At 70.6% G+C, this 20289-nt stretch carries 19 protein-coding genes; 14 read left to right on the plus strand and 5 right to left on the minus strand.

Translation table 11 applies throughout. From position 1 onward, the window contains the following. Nucleotides 1-22: 22 nt before the first annotated feature. Nucleotides 23-556, plus strand: a complete 534-nt coding sequence (locus OG787_RS27120) for a carboxymuconolactone decarboxylase family protein (protein ID WP_405536682.1) — start codon at nucleotides 23-25, stop codon at nucleotides 554-556. On the opposite strand, the gene OG787_RS27125 is transcribed toward OG787_RS27120, so the two are convergent. Continuing rightward, complete coding sequence (locus OG787_RS27125; protein WP_405536683.1) at nucleotides 522-1460, minus strand: alpha/beta fold hydrolase; 939 nt, start codon at nucleotides 1458-1460, stop codon at nucleotides 522-524. The genes OG787_RS27120 and OG787_RS27125 overlap by 35 nt on opposite strands. A gap of 153 nt (nucleotides 1461-1613) precedes the next feature. Between OG787_RS27125 and OG787_RS27130 the strand changes: the two genes are divergently transcribed. Continuing rightward, nucleotides 1614-2372, plus strand: a complete 759-nt coding sequence (locus OG787_RS27130; protein ID WP_369033062.1) for a GntR family transcriptional regulator — start codon at nucleotides 1614-1616, stop codon at nucleotides 2370-2372. 71 nt (nucleotides 2373-2443) lie between these two features. On the opposite strand, the gene OG787_RS27135 is transcribed toward OG787_RS27130, so the two are convergent. Then, entirely contained in the window at nucleotides 2444-3217 is a 774-nt protein-coding gene (locus OG787_RS27135; RefSeq protein WP_369033061.1) for an SDR family NAD(P)-dependent oxidoreductase, read from the minus strand. A gap of 138 nt (nucleotides 3218-3355) precedes the next feature. On the opposite strand from OG787_RS27135, the gene OG787_RS27140 reads away from it, so the two are divergent. Next, nucleotides 3356-5257 carry a hypothetical protein gene (locus OG787_RS27140; RefSeq protein WP_405536684.1) on the plus strand — a complete coding sequence of 634 codons (1902 nt, stop codon included), beginning with the start codon at nucleotides 3356-3358 and terminating at the stop codon, nucleotides 5255-5257. A 177-nt stretch (nucleotides 5258-5434) separates the two neighbouring features. Here OG787_RS27140 and OG787_RS27145 read toward each other — a convergent pair whose 3' ends face one another. Both OG787_RS27145 and OG787_RS27150 read right to left on the minus strand, forming a co-directional pair. Further along, on the minus strand, nucleotides 5435-6619 hold the full coding sequence (locus tag OG787_RS27145) for an FG-GAP repeat domain-containing protein (RefSeq protein ID WP_369033059.1): 1185 nt from the start codon (nucleotides 6617-6619) through the stop codon (nucleotides 5435-5437). 104 nt (nucleotides 6620-6723) lie between these two features. Beyond that, the gene (locus tag OG787_RS27150; RefSeq protein WP_405536686.1) at nucleotides 6724-7665 is read right to left on the minus strand and encodes a zinc-binding dehydrogenase; all 942 of its coding nucleotides are present in this window, start codon (nucleotides 7663-7665) and stop codon (nucleotides 6724-6726) included. 106 nt (nucleotides 7666-7771) lie between these two features. Between OG787_RS27150 and OG787_RS27155 the strand changes: the two genes are divergently transcribed. From OG787_RS27155 to OG787_RS27165, 3 genes are all read left to right on the plus strand, one after another. Next, a complete protein-coding gene (locus OG787_RS27155; RefSeq protein WP_405536687.1) occupies nucleotides 7772-8392 on the plus strand; it encodes a TetR/AcrR family transcriptional regulator in 621 nt (206 codons plus the stop codon). A 71-nt stretch (nucleotides 8393-8463) separates the two neighbouring features. Continuing rightward, nucleotides 8464-8838, plus strand: coding sequence for a hypothetical protein (locus OG787_RS27160; protein WP_405536688.1), 375 nt, complete (start codon nucleotides 8464-8466; stop codon nucleotides 8836-8838). Continuing rightward, complete coding sequence (locus OG787_RS27165) at nucleotides 8805-8936, plus strand: hypothetical protein (protein ID WP_405536689.1); 132 nt, start codon at nucleotides 8805-8807, stop codon at nucleotides 8934-8936. Before OG787_RS27160 ends, OG787_RS27165 begins: the two co-directional genes overlap by 34 nt. Before the next feature lie 16 nt (nucleotides 8937-8952). Here OG787_RS27165 and OG787_RS27170 read toward each other — a convergent pair whose 3' ends face one another. Next, nucleotides 8953-9750, minus strand: coding sequence for a class I SAM-dependent methyltransferase (locus tag OG787_RS27170; protein WP_405536690.1), 798 nt, complete (start codon nucleotides 9748-9750; stop codon nucleotides 8953-8955). Nucleotides 9751-10091: 341 nt separating this feature from the next. On the opposite strand from OG787_RS27170, the gene OG787_RS27175 reads away from it, so the two are divergent. From OG787_RS27175 to OG787_RS27210, 8 genes are all read left to right on the plus strand, one after another. After that, entirely contained in the window at nucleotides 10092-10898 is an 807-nt protein-coding gene (locus OG787_RS27175; protein WP_405536691.1) for a TIGR03084 family metal-binding protein, read from the plus strand. A 14-nt stretch (nucleotides 10899-10912) separates the two neighbouring features. After that, nucleotides 10913-12610, plus strand: coding sequence for an acyclic terpene utilization AtuA family protein (locus tag OG787_RS27180; RefSeq protein ID WP_405540594.1), 1698 nt, complete (start codon nucleotides 10913-10915; stop codon nucleotides 12608-12610). After that, nucleotides 12607-14211 (plus strand): acyl-CoA carboxylase subunit beta, encoded by a 1605-nt coding sequence (locus tag OG787_RS27185; protein WP_405536692.1) that lies wholly within the window; start codon nucleotides 12607-12609, stop codon nucleotides 14209-14211. Before OG787_RS27180 ends, OG787_RS27185 begins: the two co-directional genes overlap by 4 nt. Before the next feature lie 10 nt (nucleotides 14212-14221). After that, nucleotides 14222-16072 (plus strand): biotin carboxylase N-terminal domain-containing protein, encoded by a 1851-nt coding sequence (locus OG787_RS27190; RefSeq protein WP_405536693.1) that lies wholly within the window; start codon nucleotides 14222-14224, stop codon nucleotides 16070-16072. 109 nt (nucleotides 16073-16181) lie between these two features. Further along, entirely contained in the window at nucleotides 16182-17345 is a 1164-nt protein-coding gene (locus tag OG787_RS27195; RefSeq protein WP_369033051.1) for an acyl-CoA dehydrogenase family protein, read from the plus strand. A gap of 36 nt (nucleotides 17346-17381) precedes the next feature. Then, complete coding sequence (locus OG787_RS27200; protein WP_369033050.1) at nucleotides 17382-18953, plus strand: 4-coumarate--CoA ligase family protein; 1572 nt, start codon at nucleotides 17382-17384, stop codon at nucleotides 18951-18953. Then, complete coding sequence (locus tag OG787_RS27205; protein WP_405536694.1) at nucleotides 18950-19684, plus strand: enoyl-CoA hydratase family protein; 735 nt, start codon at nucleotides 18950-18952, stop codon at nucleotides 19682-19684. The genes OG787_RS27200 and OG787_RS27205 overlap by 4 nt, the downstream gene beginning before the upstream one ends. Next, nucleotides 19672-20286 (plus strand): TetR/AcrR family transcriptional regulator, encoded by a 615-nt coding sequence (locus OG787_RS27210; RefSeq protein ID WP_369033048.1) that lies wholly within the window; start codon nucleotides 19672-19674, stop codon nucleotides 20284-20286. The genes OG787_RS27205 and OG787_RS27210 overlap by 13 nt, the downstream gene beginning before the upstream one ends. Nucleotides 20287-20289: the final 3 nt, after the last annotated feature.

Here is a 20289-nt window from a genome sequence, read left to right on the forward strand (position 1 = left end):
TTGCCTCTTGGAGATTCATCCCGTGGCACGACTCCCCGGCACCGAAGGGGTCGGCGAGATCGCCGACCGTATCCGCGCCCGCCGTGGCGGCGCCCTGCGCCCCCTGGACCAAATGCTGTTGCACAGCCCCCAGTTGGCCGACGGCTGGAACAGTCTCCTGGGCGCGATACGGCAGCGGATGGCGCTGCCCGCCGACATCCGGGAGCTGGTCGTCCTGCGGATCGCCGTCCTCAACCGGGCCCCGTACGAATGGACCGCGCACGAGGGCCCGGCGCGTGAAGCGGGCCTGGGGGACGCCGAGTTGGCGGCTCTGCGCGAGGAGAAGCCCGAGCTGGGCGACGTACGCCGGTCGCGGGTCATCGCGTACACCGACGCGATGACCCGCGATGTGCATGTCCCGGACGAGTTGTTCGACGCCCTGCGGGACCACTTCACCGACGCGGAACTCGTCGAACTGACCGCCACGGTGGCCGCGTACAACATGGTGTCCCGCTTCCTGGTGGCCCTGGACGTGCAGGTGCCTACCGAGAACGCCCGGACCGGCGGAGGAAGTTGACCATCAGGCGGTTCCACTGCACGGACTGCTCCCAGTGCGGGTTGTGGCCCGACTCGCGGATCACATGGAACTCGACGTCCTGGATGTGCTGGGCGTTGAGCCGCATCAGCGATGGCGGGCTGTAGAGGTCGCCGTCGCCGACGAGCAGCTGGACCGGCATGGTGAGGGTCTCCAGCAGGGCCCAGGTGGTCGTGTGCGCCAGCGACTGGGGGAAGGCGTCGGCGGTCCTGGCGCGGGCGTTGATCTCCAGCCAGGCGGCCACCCCGTCCCGGTCGCCGCCCCGGTACGAAGGGCCCAACTCCTTGAAGTCGGCGGGCATGTCGCCGAACGGGTCGGGCTGGAGCAACTGCTCCAGCTCCGCGTACTCCGCGTCCGTGACGCCCATCTTGCTGCTGGACACGGTGAGTCCGTACAGCCGGTCCCCGTACGACAGCGCGTAGTCGACGGCGACATAGCCGCCCGCCGCCGAACCGGAGAGATGGAAGCGGTCCAGGCCGAGATGGTCGGCGAGGGTGTTCAGATCCCCGGAGGCGGTGTCGGACTCGGCGCGGGTGCCGGCCACGGAGCCGTACGCGCCGCGCCGCGAGTAGCCGATGACCCGGAAGCCCGCGGCGGCGAACACCGGTTGCTGGTAGGGCCAGCTCTCGCCGCTGCCGGACCCGGGATGGAGGAGGACCACGGGCTGACCGTCCCCGCCGGTGTCCCAGGCCCACAGGCTGCCGCCCCCGGCGACGGGCACCTGGTACTCGGTGACGGCGACCTGCTCGGGGACGGGTACGGGGGTCCAGGGCGCGGCCGGGCCGGATGCGGGTGTCGCCGCGCGTGCGGTGCCCGTACTCATGGCGGTGAGGCCTGCGAGCGCGGCACCGCCGACGACGGCACGTCGGCTGGGATCTCTCTGCATCGTTCCTCCTGAGGTGATGGGGGGGGTGACGAGGGGCGACCGAGCGTCTGTCGACAGAAGCCCGGTAAGTGGGATATATGTCGGCTGGAGAGTGGGATAGTGTCGACACCGTGCGTTCGCTGTGTGTCGCTCTGAGTCAGGGAGAATTGTCGGATGGCTGTCGAAGAGGATGAGGACACGCACGTCGTGGTGCTCGCGCGCCTGCTGCGCCTGCGGGACAGACGTGAGCCGTTGGTCGCGCAGATCGCCGAGTGGGTGGGGTCGGGCATCATCGAGGGCCGGCTCGAACCGGGTCAGGACCTCAACAGCGTTGATCTGTCACGCCGGTTCGACACCAGCCGTACGCCGGTGCGCGAGGCGCTGATGGTGCTCGAACAGGAGGGTCTGGTCGAGATGAAGGCGCGCCGTCGGCCCCGGGTCGCCGCGCCCTCCCTCCAGGACATCCGCGACATCTACCAGGTGCGCCGCCAACTCCTTTCGATGCTGGCCGGGTTGCTCGTCGAGCGTGCCACCGACGAGGAGCTGGCCGAACTGCGGCTCCGGGTCGGGCGGATGCGGAAACTGGCCGACGACGGTGACGTGGACGCGTACTTCTGGAGCCATGTGCAGCTCCAGGAGCGGATGACCGAGATCGTCGGCAACAGCACCCTGAAGCAGATCCTCGACTCCCTGGCCCTGCGCACCTTGATGCTGCGCCACCTCAGCCTGACCCGTGCCGGGCGGCTCGCCTACAGCGTCGACGACCAGGAACGCCTGCTCCAGGCCTGCGAGGAGCGCGACGGGGAGCTGGCGTCGGCGCTGATCGCCGGCGCGACCGTCCGTGCGCTGCGGGCGGTGGAGGAGCAGTTGGAGCAGGATGCCGCAGGGCGAGGGCGGAAGCCGACGCGTCGGCGCCGGGCGGCGGCTTCCTGAGCGGCGGGCATGCGTACGAGGGTGTGGTGAACGGCGGTTTCCTGAACGGCGATTGAGATCCCGCGCCCGTCTCACTTCGCCAATACCCCGCCGTCCACCGGGAAGTTGCCCCCGGTCACCCAGGCCGACTCGTCGGACGTCAGATAGACCGCGCACCAGGCGATGTCCTCGGGGGTGCCGACCCGGCCCAGGGGGATACGGGCGAGGAGGGCCTCGCGGGCGGCTCCCTCGTGGGCGCCCGCCGACTCGGTGGCCGGGGTGCGGACCATGCCGGGGGAGATGGTGTTGGCCCGGATGCCCGCCGGGCCGCCCTCCACGGCGAGCTGACGGGTCATCCCGAGCACGGCCGACTTGCCCGCGCAGTGGGCGACCATCCCGAAGGTGCCGCTGCCCCGAAAGGCGTTCACCGAGGCGAAGTTGACGATCGACCCACCGCCGGACGCCACCAGATGCGGCCACACGGCCCGCACCGGCAGAAAGACGACGTCGACCTCGCCGCGCATCGTCGGCGTCCACTGCGCGTCGAAGTCCATCTCGGCGGCGGACGCCATACGCGGGGCGATCGCACCGGCGGTCACCAGCGCATCGACCCGCCCGTGCCGCTCGTACGCCTCGTCCGCGAACCGCCGGGCGTCGTCGGGGACGGTCATGTCGAGCGGCGCGAGCACCTCGACGCCCAACCCCCGCTCGGCGGCCAGCTTCTGGGTCCGCTCGGCCGCCGCCGGGTCGATGTCGCAGCCGACGACGGTCGCGCCCTGCGCGGCGAAGAGCAGCGCGCACCCCTGGCCGATCCCGGCGCCCGCACCGGTGACGAGAGCGACCTTGCCGGAGAGTCTGCCGGTCACTTGGACCTCCTTGCTGGGGGTTGACCAACCTGCCGACCTTCTTCCTAGTGTCGACACTAGGCCCGGGTCAAGAGGTGAACCTTTGAATTCGCGCTCAACTGTCGACAGTGTGTGGGGTCGAGGGCAGACTGCGGCCCCATGGAATCAGGCAGCAGCAGTACCTACGACCCGTCCATGAGGGACCGCGTACGGGCCTTGGTGACAGCGGTGACCGCCGGGACCTTACTGGCGCTTCCGAGTACCGCCCGCGCGGCGGACGGGGCCGAGTTGACGGTCGCCGCCGGGGAGACGTACGTCCTCACCGCGACCACGACCCTCACCGCCCTCACCATCGCCGAGGGCGGCACCCTCGCCGCGCCCACCGGCTGCACCCTCACGATGACGATCGACGGCGTGGAATGCGGATCGGTGCTGACGGCGACGCTGGCGACGACCACGACGATCGCGCCGGGCTCGTACACCGGGACCATCGTCCTCACCGTCGCGGAGGAGAACCCCGCGACCTTCGCCGGGGTCACCTTCCCCTTGCGCCAGGCGCTGTACGTCGACGGCACGGGCGCCGTGGCCGCGAAGTCCGCGCTGTCGGCCCTGGTGGGCGGCACGGTGACCGACGCGGCGGCGCGAGGGGTGGGCATCACCTCCACCGGGGAGGCGTTCAACGGGGTGTACGTGGCCGGCGGGGGCGCGTACGAGATCAAGGACACGGTGATCGGGTTCACCGCCAACGGGCGCTGCGACTTCGTCGGCGACGGGGCGGCGATCGTCGGCACCGGCTCGGGCACGACGCTGGTCGTGGACGGGGTCACGGTGTCCAACGTGGGTGTGCAGCGCACCGGGTTGGTCGCGGACAAGGGCGCGAACGTCGTCGTCAAGAACTCGTCGATCCAGTGCCTGAACGGGGTCGTGCCCGCCGACTACGTCTTCGCGGGCGGCGCGAACATGCTGGTCGTGCCATGGCGGCTCGGCATCTCGGGCAACGTCCGTGCGACCAACCTCATCGGCACCGGTACGAAGGCCACGTACATCAACTCGTCCATCTCCTCGGAGACTTGGGGCGCCTTCTCGGTCGACTCGGTCAGCAACGCCCAGGCCACCGCGATCAACTGCGCCATCGCCAACCTCGGCGCCGAGGGCTACGCCACCTTCGCCGACGGCAACGTCACGGAACGCATCCTCGGCTGCACGCTGGATGCTGGTACGTACGCCACGATCATCGGCGCCTCCAACGGGACGGTGTACTACGGCGACAGCACGAGCGAGGGCGTCGCCCAGCTCAACACCGACCTCGAACTCGGGCTGATGGAGGAGGAGTTGGCGGCCATCCCGGTACGGAGCACGGTCATCGACTCCCGGGGCTTCGGGGTGATGTGGCACGGCGCGGGCACCCTGCACATCGACGGCGGCACGGTCCTCACCTCGGCCTCGACCACCTTCCTGGACAAGGCGGTTCGGGCCACGATCACCGTGGACGGCTCCCAGGGCGCCGCACTGAACCCGGGCAACGGGGTCGTCCTCCAGGTGATGGAGACCGACAACCCGGGCTCGAACGCCGGGGTGTACACGGAGCCGACCACCGACCCGGTGAAGGACGGCACCTTCGACACGACCGCCGTCCACGACACCGACACGACGGCTACCTTCACGGACATCGAGCTGACGGGCGACTTCTACAACGCCATGCGTACGGGCCGGAACATGGTGCTGACCTTCCAAGGGGCCCATGTCCAGGGCGTGTTGTCGGCCTCCGTCTCCCGGCACGCCGTCACCACGATCACCTCGGCCGAGTACGCCGAACTGGGCCACGTCACCAACACCCCCGGCCCGGTCGTCAACAACGGCGTGCTCGTGACCCTGGACGCGGGCTCGGAGTGGACGGTGACGGGTACGTCGTACCTGAGCGGGCTGACCCTCTCGGCGGACTCGACGGTGACAGCGGGCCCGGACGGCGGCACGGTCGCGATGACGGTCGACGGCGTGCTGACGGCCGTAGAACCGGGTGGTGACTACAGCGGGGCGATCACGCTGACGTTGGTGCCCTGACCCCTGAGACCCCTGAGACCCCTGAGACCCCTGAGACCCCTGAGACCCCTGATCCCTGATCCCTGATCCCTGAGATAGTGAACGAGCGGCGCCCAGCCCCCAAGCCGGGCACCGCTCGCCCACCCATGAATACGTACGAACACGTGCGAATAGCGGGTGAATGCCTGCGAACTGAGGTCAGTCGCAGGAGCCGGTGAAGACGTCCACCTCGTCGCTGCTGCTGCTCGCCACGACGAGGTCCTGCGTTCCGTCGGACGTCAGATCGGCGGCCGCCGCCTCGTACGCGCCGGTGGCGGCGAGTTCGGTCAGTTCGTCGAGGGCGCCGCCCGAGGTGCCCTGGAAGACGGTGACCGAGTTCCCGTTGAGGGAGGAGACGAGGAGGTCCGTCACGTCGTCGCCGTCCAGGTCGGCGGAGTTGACCGCGACGGGGAGGGCGGGCGTCGTGTAGTCGACGGAGTCCTGGAAGGTGCCGTCGCCGTTCCCGGCGTACACCTCCAGGGTGTTGGAGCCGTTGCTGATGGTGGCCAGGTCAGTCGTCCCGTCCCCGTCGAAGTCGCCCTGGGTGATGGAGTAGAGCCGGTTGACGCTGGCGTACTCCGTGACGGCGCCGAAGGTCCCGTCGCCGTTGCCGAGGGCCACGCTGACCCCACCGGCGGTGGCGACGCTGGCGGTGGCGATGTCCAGGTCGCCGTCGCTGTCGAAGTCGGTGAGGACGAGCCCGTGCGGCCGGGTGACGGTCACCGCCTCGACGTCGACGGTGAACGCCCCGGCCCCGTCGCCGAACAGCAGACTGACCCCGCCGCCCGACTCCTCGGCCACCGCCAGATCCAGCTTGCCGTCGTCGTCGAGATCACCGGCGACGAGGGAACGGGCGCCCGCGCCGACGGTGTACTGCGTGGACGCCCCGAAGGCGCCCCCGCCCGTCCCCGACAGCACGCTGACGGTGCCGCCGTTGAAGTCGGCGGTGGCGATGTCCGGGTTGCCGTCGTCGTCGAAGTCGGCGATCACGGACTGGTACGGGTGGGCGCCGACGGCGTACTCGGTGGCCGCGCCGAAGGTCCCGTCGCCGTTGCCCAGCAGCACGGACAGCGAGTTGCCGTCGTTGTTGGCGGCGACGACGTCCGCGTTGCCGTCACCGTCGAGGTCCCCGGTCACCACATGCCGGGGGTTGTTGCCGACGGTGGCGGAGGTGTCGAACTGGGTGAAGGAGAGGGACCCCGAGCATGCGGTGGTGGCCGCGGTGAACGTCCCGGTCGCGGAGGCCATGGCGACGGCGGTGGACCCGATGGCTAAGGCCCCGAGGGTGCCGGCGGCCAGTACGCGACGGGCCCTGTGCTTCTTGTGCCTGCGGTTGTCTGTCATGGGAACGGGAACCTAGGAGCCGCTCCTGTGATTGACGTGTCACGGGACAGTGGTTTCGCACAGTGCCGCCGTCGGGACGTTGATGGTGATGATGACGGGGACGGTCAGGGTTGCTGGAGATCGAGGACGGCCTTGCCGCGGAGACGGCCGTCGAGCAGGGCCCCTACCGCCTCCGAATGACGGGTCCAGGGGCCGCGCCAGCTGATACCCGGATCGAGACGGCCCGCGGCGATCTCGCCGGCCAGCCAGGTCAGATCCGCGGAGTAGTCGGTGGCCGGGTCGCTGAAGAGGAAGAACGTGCGGATCGACCGGTCGTGCCGTCCCTCCGTCCCCACCAGGGCGTCGGCCGGCAGCACCGAGTCGGTCCCGGCGGAGCGGCCCACGCTGAAGAGGGTGCCGTCGGCCGCCAACAAGGCGAAGGCGTCCACGAGTTGCTGTCCGCCGACATTGTCGAGCACGGCCGACACGGGCTGCTTCACGGCGGCCGGCTCGGGGTGGACCTCGTGGGCGCCCAGGGCCCGTAGCCCGTCCGCCTGGGCGGGATCGCGGCTGACGGCGACGACGTGTGCGCCCGCGCGGGCGGCCAGTTGGACGGCGTACCGGCCGACTCCGCCGGAAGCACCGGTGACCAGCACACGCTGACCGAGCAGCGAGCCCATCCGGCGCAGCACGTGCAGGGCGCTCAGCCCGGCCACGGGAATGGTGCTCAGCGCGCCGGGGTCGGTGTCCCTCGGGGCGGTGCCGAGCAGGGTGGCGGGGGTGGCCCGCAGCTCGGCCCAGCCGGCCTCGCCGAGGGTGACGACCCGCTCGCCCTCGGCCGGGCCCGAGCCGTCGGCGGCTGCCTGGACGACCACTCCGGCCGCGTCCCAGCCGAGCACGGTGCCGTCCGGCGTCGCCGGATCGGCCGCCCCGTGGAAGACCTCGCCGTAGTTCAGGGAGACCGCCTCGACGCGCACGAGCGCCTCATGGGCGGCGGGCCGCGGGTCGGGGACGTCCGTCAGCGACAGATGCCCGGGGGAGGTGTGGTCGACGGCGAGTGCGCGCACGGGAAAACCCTTCGAGGAAGCGTGAGGTGTCTGAAGTGCCACAGTGTGGCGTTTGCTCTATTGGAGCATACGCGCGATCTCGGCGCACTTGGTAAGGTGGCTGGTGATGACCACCTCGACCGCTCCTGGCGCCCCCGAAGAGCCCGTCACCCTGCGGGAACGCAAGAAGCTGCGCACGCGCCAGGCGCTGGCCGACACGGCCGTGACGCTCTTCGCCGAACGTGGATTCGACAGCACTCCGCTGGACGCGCTGCTCGATCAGGTGGAGGTGTCCCGGCGGACCTTCTTCCGCAACTTCCGCTCCAAGGAGGACGTGGCGTTCACGGCTGCCAAGCAGCTCTGGGCCGTCTACCTGGAGGTTCTGGACGACGGCGGTACGGAGAAGTCGGGGCCGCTGGTCGACATCCTGCGCCGCGCCATGCTGACCACCCTGGAGCGCATGGACGAGGACTGGTACCGCCGCTTCCCGCTCACACTCCGGCTGGTCGCCGACTCACCGGCACTCGACGGCTACGCGCTGCGGCACTGCGCCGAGGTCCAGTCCGAGATCGCCCGCCGTTTCGACGGCCAGAACCCCCTCGAACTACGGCTCCTCATCGAGTTCTTCGTGGCCACCTGGCGCTGCACCCTGGACGAATGGCTCCCCGACTGCACCCCGGGCGAACTCCCCGAACTCCTGCGGCTGGCCTGCTCGTCCATGAACTCGGCCCTCGCCCTGGAGGCATGAGCCGGTTGTCAGTGCCGTCCTCTAGGTTGACGCCGTCCTCACAAGGAGGGCACGGAGGAGAGGGGCGCGCGATGGGTGCGAGCGGCTGGGACTACGTCACTTCGTTCGACGGCAGTGTCGAACGGGCGCTGGAGAACCTGCACGCGCAGGTGTTCCAGGCGGAGTACGGCGACGACGACACGTACGAGACGCTCGAAGACCTCTACGCGGACGAGGAGTTCATGGAGGAGGGCGCCCACTCGATCCTCGACATCGGGCGCGTCGTGCGCACGACCAACCCCCCGTCCCGGCACAGGGGCGAGGACATCGGCACGCTGCGCCCCCTCGCCCCCGACCGCACGGCCCACCACTTCGGCACGGACCGCCCGCCCCCGAGCAGTTCCAGGCGCGGCTCGCGGAGGCGTACGAGGCGATGGGCGGCCGTGCGCGCTCCGGGGAGACCCTGATCGACGAGTGCCGTATGCGGTGGACGGGCCTGTACGTCGTCCTGTACACCGGCGACGAGCCGACCCACCTGGGCATCTTCGGCCACTCGGGCGACTGAACGCCGGCCCGGGACCTCAGCCGATGGCGGCCGGCTTCTCCCACACCGAGACGTGCTTCGTGCTCTCGTGCGTGAACGGCTCCCGAGCCCACCCCTCCCACCGCTCACGCAGCCGCATCCCGGCAAGCTGGGCCATCAGATCCAGCTCGGACGGCCAGACGTACCGGAACGGAATGGACCGGTAGGACCCCCGACCGTCCACCACCTCCACGTAGTTCGAGCTGGTGTTCTGGGTGGCGACGTCGTACACGTCGAAGGCCCAGCGCGTCGGGCTCGTGTGGAACGGTACGACGTTCTGCCCGGGCGGCAGTTTCCGCAGCTTGGGCACGTTGACCTCGATGACGAAGGTCCCGCCGGGCGCCAACTGCGCCGCGACATTGCGGAAGCACGCGACCTGCGCCTCCTGCGAGGTCAGATTCATGATCGTGTTGTAGACGAGGTACGCGACGGAGAACTCCCCGTCGGCTGTCCCGGCCCGCGTCGCCGAGAAGTCCCCGTACGTCACCCCGATCGCGTCCCCGCCCGGCTTGGCCCGCATCCGCGCCACCATCGCCCGGGACATGTCGATCCCGTGCACCTCGACCCCGCGCCGCGCCAAGGGCACAGCGATACGTCCCGTCCCGATCCCGAGTTCGAGGGCCCGCCCTTCACCGGCCAGCCCGGCCAGGAAATCGGCCGTCGACTCGACGGTGGCGGGGGTGAACATGTTGTCGGCGGGGTCGTCGTACTTCGCGGCTACTGATGCGCCGAAGTAGCCGTCCTCGTGGTCGTCTTCGGCTCGGCCTGAGGTGGTTCCGGCGTCTGAGGAAGTCACCGGCGGACCGTACTGCGGGGGTCAGCGGCGCCGCACCTCAATTTCCCGGTGACCCGGGCGGCCGCGTACGCGAGCCCCGGGTGTTCCCGATCGAGAATCGGCCGTACGGCCTCCGTATAGAAGATCCGAGACAACTCGAGTCCGGGCAGGAACTCAGGATCAGGTGCGGTCATGCGATCACTGTGCCCCACGTGGCAGTACCCGATCGCTGTGCCTGCGCGGCAGGACCCCACTCTCATGCAAGCACGCTTGCTTGTTTCCGGTGGCGCTGCCATGCTGCGGGCACGGACCGCACCACGCCGCAACGCCCGGCACGCCGTCGTGCCCGAAAGGAAGCGCCCGTGTCCGACCCGTCGGCCGTGATCGACGATCTGTGCGAGGAGGGCGCCCAACTCGACCGGCTGGTCGCCAAGTTGGGCAGCGAGCAGTGGGCCCTCGACAGTCCTGCCCCCGGCTGGACCGTCGCCCACCAGATCGCGCACCTCGCCTGGACCGACCACTCCTCCGTGCTGGCCCTGACCGACCGGGCCGCCTTCAATCAGGAGGTGGAGAAGGCGCTTGTCTCGCCCGGGGACTTCGTGGACAACGGCGCCGAGGAGGGGGCCCGGAAGCCGCCCGCGCAGCTGCTCGCGGACTGGCGGGCCGGGCGCGAGGCCCTCGTGGACGCCCTGCGCGCGGCACCCGACGGGGCGCGATTCCCCTGGTACGGGCCGCCGATGTCCACCGCCTCCATGGCGACCGCCCGCCTGATGGAGACCTGGGCCCACGGCCTGGACGTGGCCGACGCACTGGGCGTGGCCCGGATCGCCCCCACCGCCCGCCTCCGGCACATCGTCCGACTCGGTGTCCGCACCCGCGACTTCGCGTTCGGCGTGCATGGTCTGAACCCGCCGTTCGACGAGTTCCGCGTGAAACTCGTCGGACCCGCAGGGGAGTTGTGGGCGTACGGTCCGGAGGACGCGAAGCAGGCGGCCGGCCAAGTCACCGGTCCCGCCCTCGACTTCTGCCTCCTCGTCACCCAGCGCGCCCACCGCGCCGACCTCGACCTCCACACCGAAGGGGCCGACGCCGACCAGTGGCTCGACATCGCCCAGGCCTTCGCGGGCCCGCCGGGCAACGGACGCGCACCGAAGGGGAGTACGTCGTGACAGCCCAGCCCCGGGTGACGGCCCCCCTCCGGATAGGCAACGCCTCCGGCTTCTACGGCGACCGTTTCGACGCCATGCGCGAGATGCTCACCGGCGGCGAACTCGACGTCCTCACCGGCGACTACCTCGCCGAGCTGACCATGCTCATCCTCGGCCGCGACCGACTCAAGGACCCGTCGGCCGGATACGCCCGCACGTTCCTGCGGCAGCTGGAGGAGTGTCTCGGGCTCGCGCACGAGCGCGGGGTGAAGATCGTCAGCAACGCCGGTGGACTGAATCCGGCCGGACTCGCCGGTCGCGTAAGGGAGTTGGCCGACCGGCTCGGCATCCCCGTCCGCGTCGCCCACGTCGAGGGCGACGATCTCACCGCCGCCCACCCCGGCAGCCTCGCCGCGCACGCCTACCTCGGCGGCTTCGGTATCGCCGAGTGCCTGCGGCAGGGCGCCGACATCGTCGTCACCGGGCGCGTGACGGACGCGGCGCTGGTCACCGGGCCCGCCGCCGCCCACTTCGGCTGGCGGCCGGGGGAGTACGACCGCCTCGCGGGCGCCGTCGTCGCCGGGCATGTGCTGGAGTGCGGGACCCAGGCCACCGGCGGCAACTACGCCTTCTTCACCGAGGCTCCCGGAGACCTCCGACACCCCGGCTTCCCCCTCGCCGAGATCCACGAGGACGGCACCGCCGTCATCACCAAGCACCCCGGCACCGGTGGCCTCGTCGACGTCGGCACGGTGACCGCCCAACTCCTGTACGAGACACAGGGAGCCCGGTACGCCGGCCCCGACGTCACCGCCCGCCTCGACACCGTCCGGCTCGTCCAGGAGGGCCCCGACCGGGTGCGTATCCACGGCGTACGCGGCGAAGCTCCCCCGCCCACCCTCAAGTTGGGCCTCAACCGGCTCGGCGGTTTCCGCAACGAGGTCACGTTCGTCCTGACCGGCCTCGACATCGAGGACAAGGCCGCGCTGGTGCGCGACCAGCTGGAATCCGCCCTGGACTCGGCCAAGTCCCGCCCCGCCGAGGTCAGTTGGACCCTCGCCCGCACCGACCACCCCGACGCCCCCACCGAGGAGACCGCCAGCGCCCTGCTCCGGCTCGTCGTACGCGACCCCGAACAGACCGCCGTCGGACGGACGTTGAGCGGCGCGGCCGTAGAACTCGCCCTCGCCAGCTACCCCGGCTTCCATGTCCTGGCCCCACCCGGCAAGGGCTCCCCGTACGGCGTCTTCGAGGCCGATCGTGTCCCCCAGGACGAGGTCGACCACGTGGCCGTCCTGGCCGACGGCCGCCGGATCCCCGTACCCCCGCCGCAGGACACCCTCGTACTGCGCGAACGCGAACTGCCGGAACCGCCCCTGCCCACCCCCCTGCCCCCCGGCCCGACCCGCCGCGCCCCCCTCGGCCTCCTGGCCGGCGCCCGCAGCGGCGACAAGGGCGGCAACGCCAACGTCGGCGTCTGGGCACGCACGGACGAAGCCTGGCGCTGGCTGGCCCACACCCTCACCACCACCCTCTTCCGCGAACTGCTTCCGGAGACAGCCGACTTGGCCGTCGTACGACACACCCTCCCGCACCTCCGCGCCCTCAACTTCACCGTCGAGGGCATCCTCGGCGAGGGCGTCGCCGCGCAGCACCGCTTCGATCCGCAGGCCAAGGCGCTCGGCGAATGGCTGCGCTCCCGGCACGTAGACATACCGGAGGCCCTCCTGTGACGGTCCTGAACTCGGCGCTCGACCCGGCCACTTCCGACTACACCTCGCACCGCGAGTTCATGCTCGCCAAGCTCGCCGACCTGGACGCCGAGCACGCGAAGGCGGTGGCAGGGGGCGGGCCCAAGTACGTCGAACGGCACCGCAAGCGCGGCAAGTTGCTCGCCCGCGAACGCATCGAGCTGCTCCTCGACCCCGACACCCCCTTCCTGGAGCTGTCGCCGCTCGCGGCCTGGGGGAGCGAGTACGCCGTCGGCGCCTCGCTCGTCACCGGTATCGGGGTCGTCGAGGGCGTGGAATGCCTGATCACGGCCAACGACCCGACCGTGCGCGGCGGCGCCAGCAACCCCTGGAGCCTGAAGAAGGCCCTGCGCGCCAACGACATCGCGCTCGCCAACCGGCTGCCCTGCATCAGCCTCGTCGAGTCCGGCGGCGCGGACCTCCCGTCCCAGAAGGAGATCTTCATCCCCGGCGGGGCCGTCTTCCGCGACCTCACCAGGCTCTCCGCCGCCGGAATCCCCACCGTCGCGGTCGTGTTCGGCAACTCCACCGCCGGAGGCGCATACATCCCCGGCATGTCCGATCACGTGATCATGGTCAAGGAACGCGCCAAGGTGTTCCTCGGCGGGCCGCCCCTCGTCAAGATGGCCACCGGCGAGGAGAGCGACGACGAGTCGCTCGGCGGCGCCGAGATGCACGCGCGCGTGTCGGGCCTCGCGGACTACTTCGCCCTCGACGAGCACGACGCCCTGCGCCAGGCCCGCCGCGTCGTGGCCCGCCTCAACCACCGCAAGGCGTACGCCGATCCGAGCCCCGCCGACGTCCAGCCCCCCAAGTACGACCCGGACGAGCTGCTCGGCATCGTCCCCGGCGACCTCCGGACCCCCTTCGACCCCCGCGAGGTCATCGCCCGTATCGTCGACGCCTCCGACTTCGACGAGTTCAAGCCCCTGTACGGGACCAGCCTCGTCACCGGCTGGGCGGCGCTGCACGGCTACCCGGTCGGCATCCTGGCCAACTCGCAAGGCGTCCTCTTCAGCGAGGAGTCCCAAAAGGCGGCCCAGTTCATCCAGTTGGCCAACCAGCGCGACATCCCGCTCCTCTTCCTCCACAACACCACCGGCTACATGGTCGGCAAGGAGTACGAGCAGGGCGGCATCATCAAGCACGGCGCGATGATGATCAACGCGGTCAGCAACAGCCGAGTCCCCCACCTGTCGGTCCTCATGGGTGCCTCGTACGGCGCCGGCCACTACGGCATGTGCGGGCGCGCCTACGACCCCCGCTTCCTCTTCGCCTGGCCCAGCGCCAAGTCGGCGGTGATGGGCCCGCAGCAACTGGCGGGCGTGCTCTCGATCGTGGCCCGGCAGTCCGCGACGGCGAAGGGCCAGCCGTACGACGAGGACGCGGACGCCGCACTCCGCGCGATGGTGGAGCAGCAGATCGAGTCCGAGTCCCTGCCCATGTTCCTCTCCGGGCGGCTGTACGACGACGGCGTCATAGACCCGCGCGACACCCGCACCGTCCTCGGCCTGTGCCTCTCCGCGATCCACACCGCCCCCTACGAGGGCGCCCGCGGCGGCTTCGGCGTCTTCCGAATGTGAGGAACGAAAAGTGATCACCTCTGTACTGGTCGCCAACCGGGGCGAGATCGCCTGCCGTGTCTTCCGCACCTGCCGTGAACTGGGCATCCGCACGGTCGCCGTGCACTCGGACGCCGACGAGAACGCCCTTCACGCGCGCGTGGCCGACGCGGCGGTTCGGCTGCCGGGGGCGGCCCCCGCGGACACGTATCTGCGCGGCGACCTGATCGTGAAGGCGGCGCTGGCGGCGGGCGCGGACGCCGTGCACCCCGGATACGGCTTCCTGTCCGAGAACGCCGGCTTCGCACAGGCCGTACTCGACGCGGGGCTCGTCTGGATCGGCCCACCGCCGGCCGCGATCGAGGCGATGGCGTCCAAGACGCGCGCGAAACAGCTGATGGGGCTGAAGCCGCTGACGGACGTCACGGAGTCCGACCTGCCGGTGCTGGTGAAGGCGGCGGCGGGAGGCGGTGGCCGGGGCATGCGCGTGGTACGCGAACTGGCCGACCTCCCAGGGGAGTTGGCGGCGGCCCGAGCCGAGGCCCAGAGCGCCTTCGGTGACGGCGAGGTCTTCGTGGAGCCGTACGTGGAGGGCGGCCGACACATAGAGGTCCAGATCCTGGCGGACACCCACGGCACGGTGTGGGCGCTCGGCACCCGCGACTGCTCCCTCCAACGCCGCCACCAGAAGGTCATCGAGGAGTCCCCGGCCCCGGGCATCCCGGAGGAACTCACGCAAGAACTCCACAAGTTGGCCGTACGAGCGGCCAGAGCCGTCGACTACACGGGCGCGGGCACGGTCGAGTTCCTGGTGGAGGAAGGGACCGGCAAGGCCCACTTCCTGGAGATGAACACCCGCCTCCAGGTCGAACACCCGGTCACGGAGGCGGTGTTCGGCATCGACCTGGTGGCTCTCCAGATAAGCGTCGCGGAAGGCGTCCCCCTCGCCGCCGACCCTCCCCACGCGCGCGGCCACGCGATAGAGGCCCGCCTGTACGCCGAGAACCCGGCCCAGAACTGGACCCCGCAGACCGGCACCCTGCACCGTCTGGCCGTACCGGAGACGGAGAACATCCGCCTGGACACCGGCTACGCCGACGGCGACACGATCCCCGTCCACTACGACCCGATGCTCGCCAAGGCCGTCGTACACGCCCCCACGCGCACGGAGGCCATCCGCAAACTGGCGGGTGCCCTGGAACGGACGATGATCCACGGCCCGATCACCAACCGGGACCTCCTCGTCCGCTCCCTCCGCCACCCGGAGTTCACGACGGCCACCATGAACACGGCCTTCTACGACCGCCACTTGACCCACCTGACCGAACCGACCCCCGACCCCCACGCCCCCTTGGCGGCAGCCCTCTCCGACGCCCACGGCCGCTCCCGCTTCGGCGGCTGGCGCAACGTCCCCGCCCAACCGCAGCGGAAGCGGTACGCGACGGAAACGGGCGAGGAGTTCGAGGTGACCTACCACCACACCCGAGAGGGCCTGAGGACAGACGGCGTACAGGTCATACACGCGGACGCGAGCCTCGTGGTCCTCGAAGTAGCAGGCGTGAGAAGGAAGTTCGAGGTCACAAGGTACGCGGACCAGATCAACGTCAACACCACAACCCTCACCCCCCTACCCCGCTTCCCGGACCCGACCCTCCAACACGCCCCCGGCTCCCTACTGGCCCCGATGCCAGGAACGGTGGTGAGAGTGGCGGAAGGCCTGACCGCAGGAACGCCGGTAAAGGCCGGAGAACCCCTCCTCTGGCTGGAGGCAATGAAGATGGAACACAAGATCACAGCCCCAACAACGGGCACGCTCACAGCACTTCACGCAGTCGAAGGGCAACAGGTAGAGGTAGGCACGCTGCTGGCGGTGGTCTCCTAGCGGGCGTCGGCGAAGCCGCGCCCGCCAGGGGCGCGGGGAACTGCGCGACCAGCCACAACGCACCCGCACCCCCCACACAACAGAACTCCCCTCCCCCTTAGGACCCTTCATGACCGCGATCGAATCCGAAGAACACAAGGCCCTCCGCACCGCAGTAGCAGCCCTGGGCACCCGCTACGGCCGCGAATACGTCACCAAAGCCGTAGCCGACGGCCGCCACACGGACGAACTCTGGTCCGAGGCCGCAAAACTCGGCTACCTGGGCGCCAACCTGCCGGAGGCATACGGCGGCGGGGGCGGCGGCATAACCGAACTCTCCATAGTCCTGGAGGAGTTGGGCGCCGCAGGCTGCCCCCTCCTCATGCTCATCGTCTCCCCGGCCATCTGCGGCACAGTAATCGCCCGCTTCGGCACAGACCCCCAGAAACAGACCTGGCTCCCCGGAATCGCCGACGGCACCCGCACGATGGCCTTCGGCATCACCGAACCCGACGCCGGCTCCAACAGCCACCGCATCACCACCACCGCCCGCCGCGACCCGGACACCGGCGACTGGCTCCTGACCGGCCGCAAGGTCTTCATCTCCGGCGTCGACATCGCGGACGCCGTCCTCATAGTCGGCCGCACCGAAGACTCCCGTACGGGCCGACTCAAGCCCTGCCTCTTCATCGTCCCGCGCGACGCCGAAGGCTTCACCCGGCGCCAGATCGACATGGACCTCGAATCCCCGGAGAAACAGTTCGAGTTGACCCTCGACGACGTCCGGCTGCCCGCCGACGCGCTCGTCGGGGACGAGGACGCCGGCCTCCTCCAGCTCTTCGCCGGGCTCAACCCGGAACGCATCATGACCGCCGCGTTCGCCATCGGCATCGGCCGGTACGCGCTCGCCGCGGCCGTCCGCTACGCGACCGAACGCACCGTCTGGAAGGAACCGATCGGCGCCCACCAGGCCGTCGCACACCCCCTCGCCCAGGCGCACATCGAACTCGAACTGGCCCGCCTGATGATGCAGAAGGCGGCAGCCCTCTACGACGCCGGTGACGACGTCGGCGCGGGCGAGGCGGCCAACATGGCCAAGTACGCGGCGGGAGAGGCCTGCGTCAAAGCGGTGGACCAGGCCGTGCACACCCTCGGCGGCAACGGCCTCACCCGGGAATTCGGGCTCGCCTCGTTGATAACTGTCGCCCGCGTGGCTCGTATTGCTCCAGTGAGCCGGGAGATGATTCTCAACTACGTCTCACATCAGACCCTGGGCCTGCCCAAGTCGTACTGAGAGCCGTGCAGCCGTACAGGCGAGGAGGAACCAACCATGTTCCGCAGCGAGTACGCAGACGTCGAACCCGTTGAACTCCCCATCCACGAAGCGGTGTTGGGCCGGGCCGCCGAGTTCGGCGACGCGCCCGCCCTCGTCGACGGCGTCGACGGCACCACCCTCACCTACGACCAACTCGACCGTTTCCACCGGCGGATAGCCGCCGGACTCGCCGAGGCGGGCGTCCGCAAGGGCGATGTCCTCGCCCTGCACAGCCCGAACACGATCGCCTTCCCGACCGCCTTCTACGCCGCCACGCGCGCCGGTGCCGCCGTCACGACCGTGCATCCGCTGGCCACCGCCGACGAGTTCGCCAGGCAGCTGCGCGACTCGGCCGCCAACTGGATCGTCACCGTCTCCCCGCTCCTGGAGACGGCCCGGGCGGCGGCCGAACGGGCGGGCGGGATACGGGAGATCTTCGTCTGCGACACCGCACCGCCCGGACACCGCTCCCTCATCGACATGCTCGGCTCGACCGCGCCCGAACCGGAGACCGACGTCGACCCGGTCGAGGACGTGGCGGTCCTCCCGTACTCCTCCGGGACGACCGGCATCCCCAAGGGCGTCATGCTCACGCACCGCTCGATCGCCACGAACCTCGCCCAGCTCATGCCGACCATTCGCATGGGACCCGGCGACCGCATCCTGGCCGTGCTGCCGTTCTTCCACATCTACGGCTTGACCGCCCTCATGAACATGCCCCTGAAGCGGGGCGCCACCGTGGTCGTCCTGCCCCGCTTCGACCTCGACACGTTCCTCGCCGCCATCGAGAAGCACCGCATCACCGGCCTCTTCGTGGCCCCGCCGATCGTCCTGGCCCTCGCCAAGCACCCGGCCGTAGAGCAGTACGACCTCTCCTCCCTGGAGTACGTCCTCAGCTCCGCCGCACCCCTGGACGCGGCCCTCGCCGCCGCCTGCTCCACCCGGCTCGGCCTGCCGCCCGTCGGCCAGGCGTACGGCATGACGGAACTCTCCCCGGGCACCCACATCGTCCCCCTCGACGACATGAGCACCGCCCCGCCCGGCACGGTCGGCAGGCTCCTCCCGAGCACCGAGATGCGCATCCTGTCCCTCGACGACCCCGACCGGGACGCCGACGCCGACGAGGCCGGCGAGATCGTCATCCGCGGCCCCCAGGTGATGAAGGGCTACCTCGCCAACCCCGACGCGACGGCCGCGATGATCGACGAGGACGGCTGGCTGCACACCGGCGACGTCGGCCGCGTCGACGCCGACGGCTGGCTGTTCGTCGTCGACCGCGTCAAGGAACTCATCAAGTACAAGGGCTTCCAGGTCGCCCCCGCCGAACTCGAAGCCCTCCTCCTCACCCACCCGGGCATCGCCGACGCGGCCGTCATCGGCGCCTACAACGCCGACAACAACGAGGTCCCGCACGCGTACGTGGTCCGCCAGCCGTCCGCCACCGACCTCTCCGAGGGAGAGGTGATGATGTACGTCGCCGAGCGCGTCGCCCCGTACAAACGCGTCCGCCAGGTCACCTTCATCGAGGGCGTACCGAGGGCGGCCTCGGGCAAGATCCTTCGCAGGCAGCTCCGGGAGAAGACATGACCCTGGTCGTCGACACGCGCGCGCGGGGCATCGCCACGCTCACCCTGGACGCGCCCGCGACCCGCAACGCCCTGTCCGCGCACCTCGTCCGGGACCTGGCGGACGCCCTCACGGACTGCGGCAAGGACCCGGCCGTACGCGCGGTCGTCCTCACCCACACCGGGAGCACGTTCTGCGCGGGCGCGGACCTGAAGCAGCCGCCCGACCCGGCGGCCTTCGTCGGCCTGCTCCGGCAGCTCCTGGAGCTGCCGAAACCGGTGATCGCCCGGGTGACCGGCCACGTACGGGCGGGCGGCCTCGGCCTCCTGGGCGCGTGCGACCTGGCGATCGCCGGCCCGGAGGCCTCCTTCGCCTTCACGGAGGTACGGATCGGAGTGGCCCCCGCGGTCATCTCCATGCCCCTCCTGCCCCGCCTCGACCCGCGCGCCGCCGCCCGCCACTACCTCACCGGCGACCGTTTCGACGCCGTGGAGGCGGCCCGCACCGGCCTGCTCACGGAGGCCGCCGAGGACGTCGACACGGCCCTGGAACCGATCCTCGACGGGCTACGGGGGTCGGCGCCGGGCGCCCTGGCGGAGACCAAACGGCTCCTCACGGCTAAGGTGCTGGAGATCTTCGACCGGGACACCACCGAGCTGACCGCCCTGTCGGCACGGCTGTTCGCCTCCGCCGAGGCCCGCGAGGGGATGACCGCCTTCCTCGAACGACGGGACCCGGTATGGAAGTTGTAGCGACCGAGCGCGCCCCCCGGACACAACGTGCCCCCAAACAGGACCGCAGCCGCGCCACCCGCCAGCGCCTCCTCGAAGCCGCCGTCTCCTGCCTCGCCGAACACGGCTGGGCGGGCTCCACGGTGTCGGTCGTGGCGGAACGCGCCGGTGTCTCCCGGGGCGCCGCCCAGCACCACTTCCGTACCCGCGAGGACCTGTTCACGGCCGCCGTCGAGTACGTCGCCGAGGAACGCTCCACCGCCCTGCGCGCCCTCTTCCCCGAGGGCGCCGCAGACCGCCGCGCGGTGGTCGCGGCCCTGGTCGACCTCTACACCGGCCCCCTCTTCCGCGCCGCCCTCCACCTCTGGGTGGCCGCCTCGAACGAGGAGCAACTACGCCCGCGCGTCACGGAGTTGGAGGCCAGGGTGGGCCGCGAGACACACCGCATCGCGGTCGACCTGCTGCGGGCGGACGAGTCCCGTCCGGGCGTACGGGAGACGGTCCAGGGCCTGCTGGACATGTCCCGGGGCCTGGGCCTGGCGAACCTGCTCACGGACGACGGGGGGCGGCGGGACCGGGTGGTGGCACAGTGGGCGAAGCTGCTGGACGAGTCCCTGGACTGACAG

This window comes from Streptomyces sp. NBC_00075 (assembly GCF_045041225.1).
Taxonomy (GTDB): Bacteria; Actinomycetota; Actinomycetes; order Streptomycetales; family Streptomycetaceae; genus Streptomyces; species Streptomyces adonidis.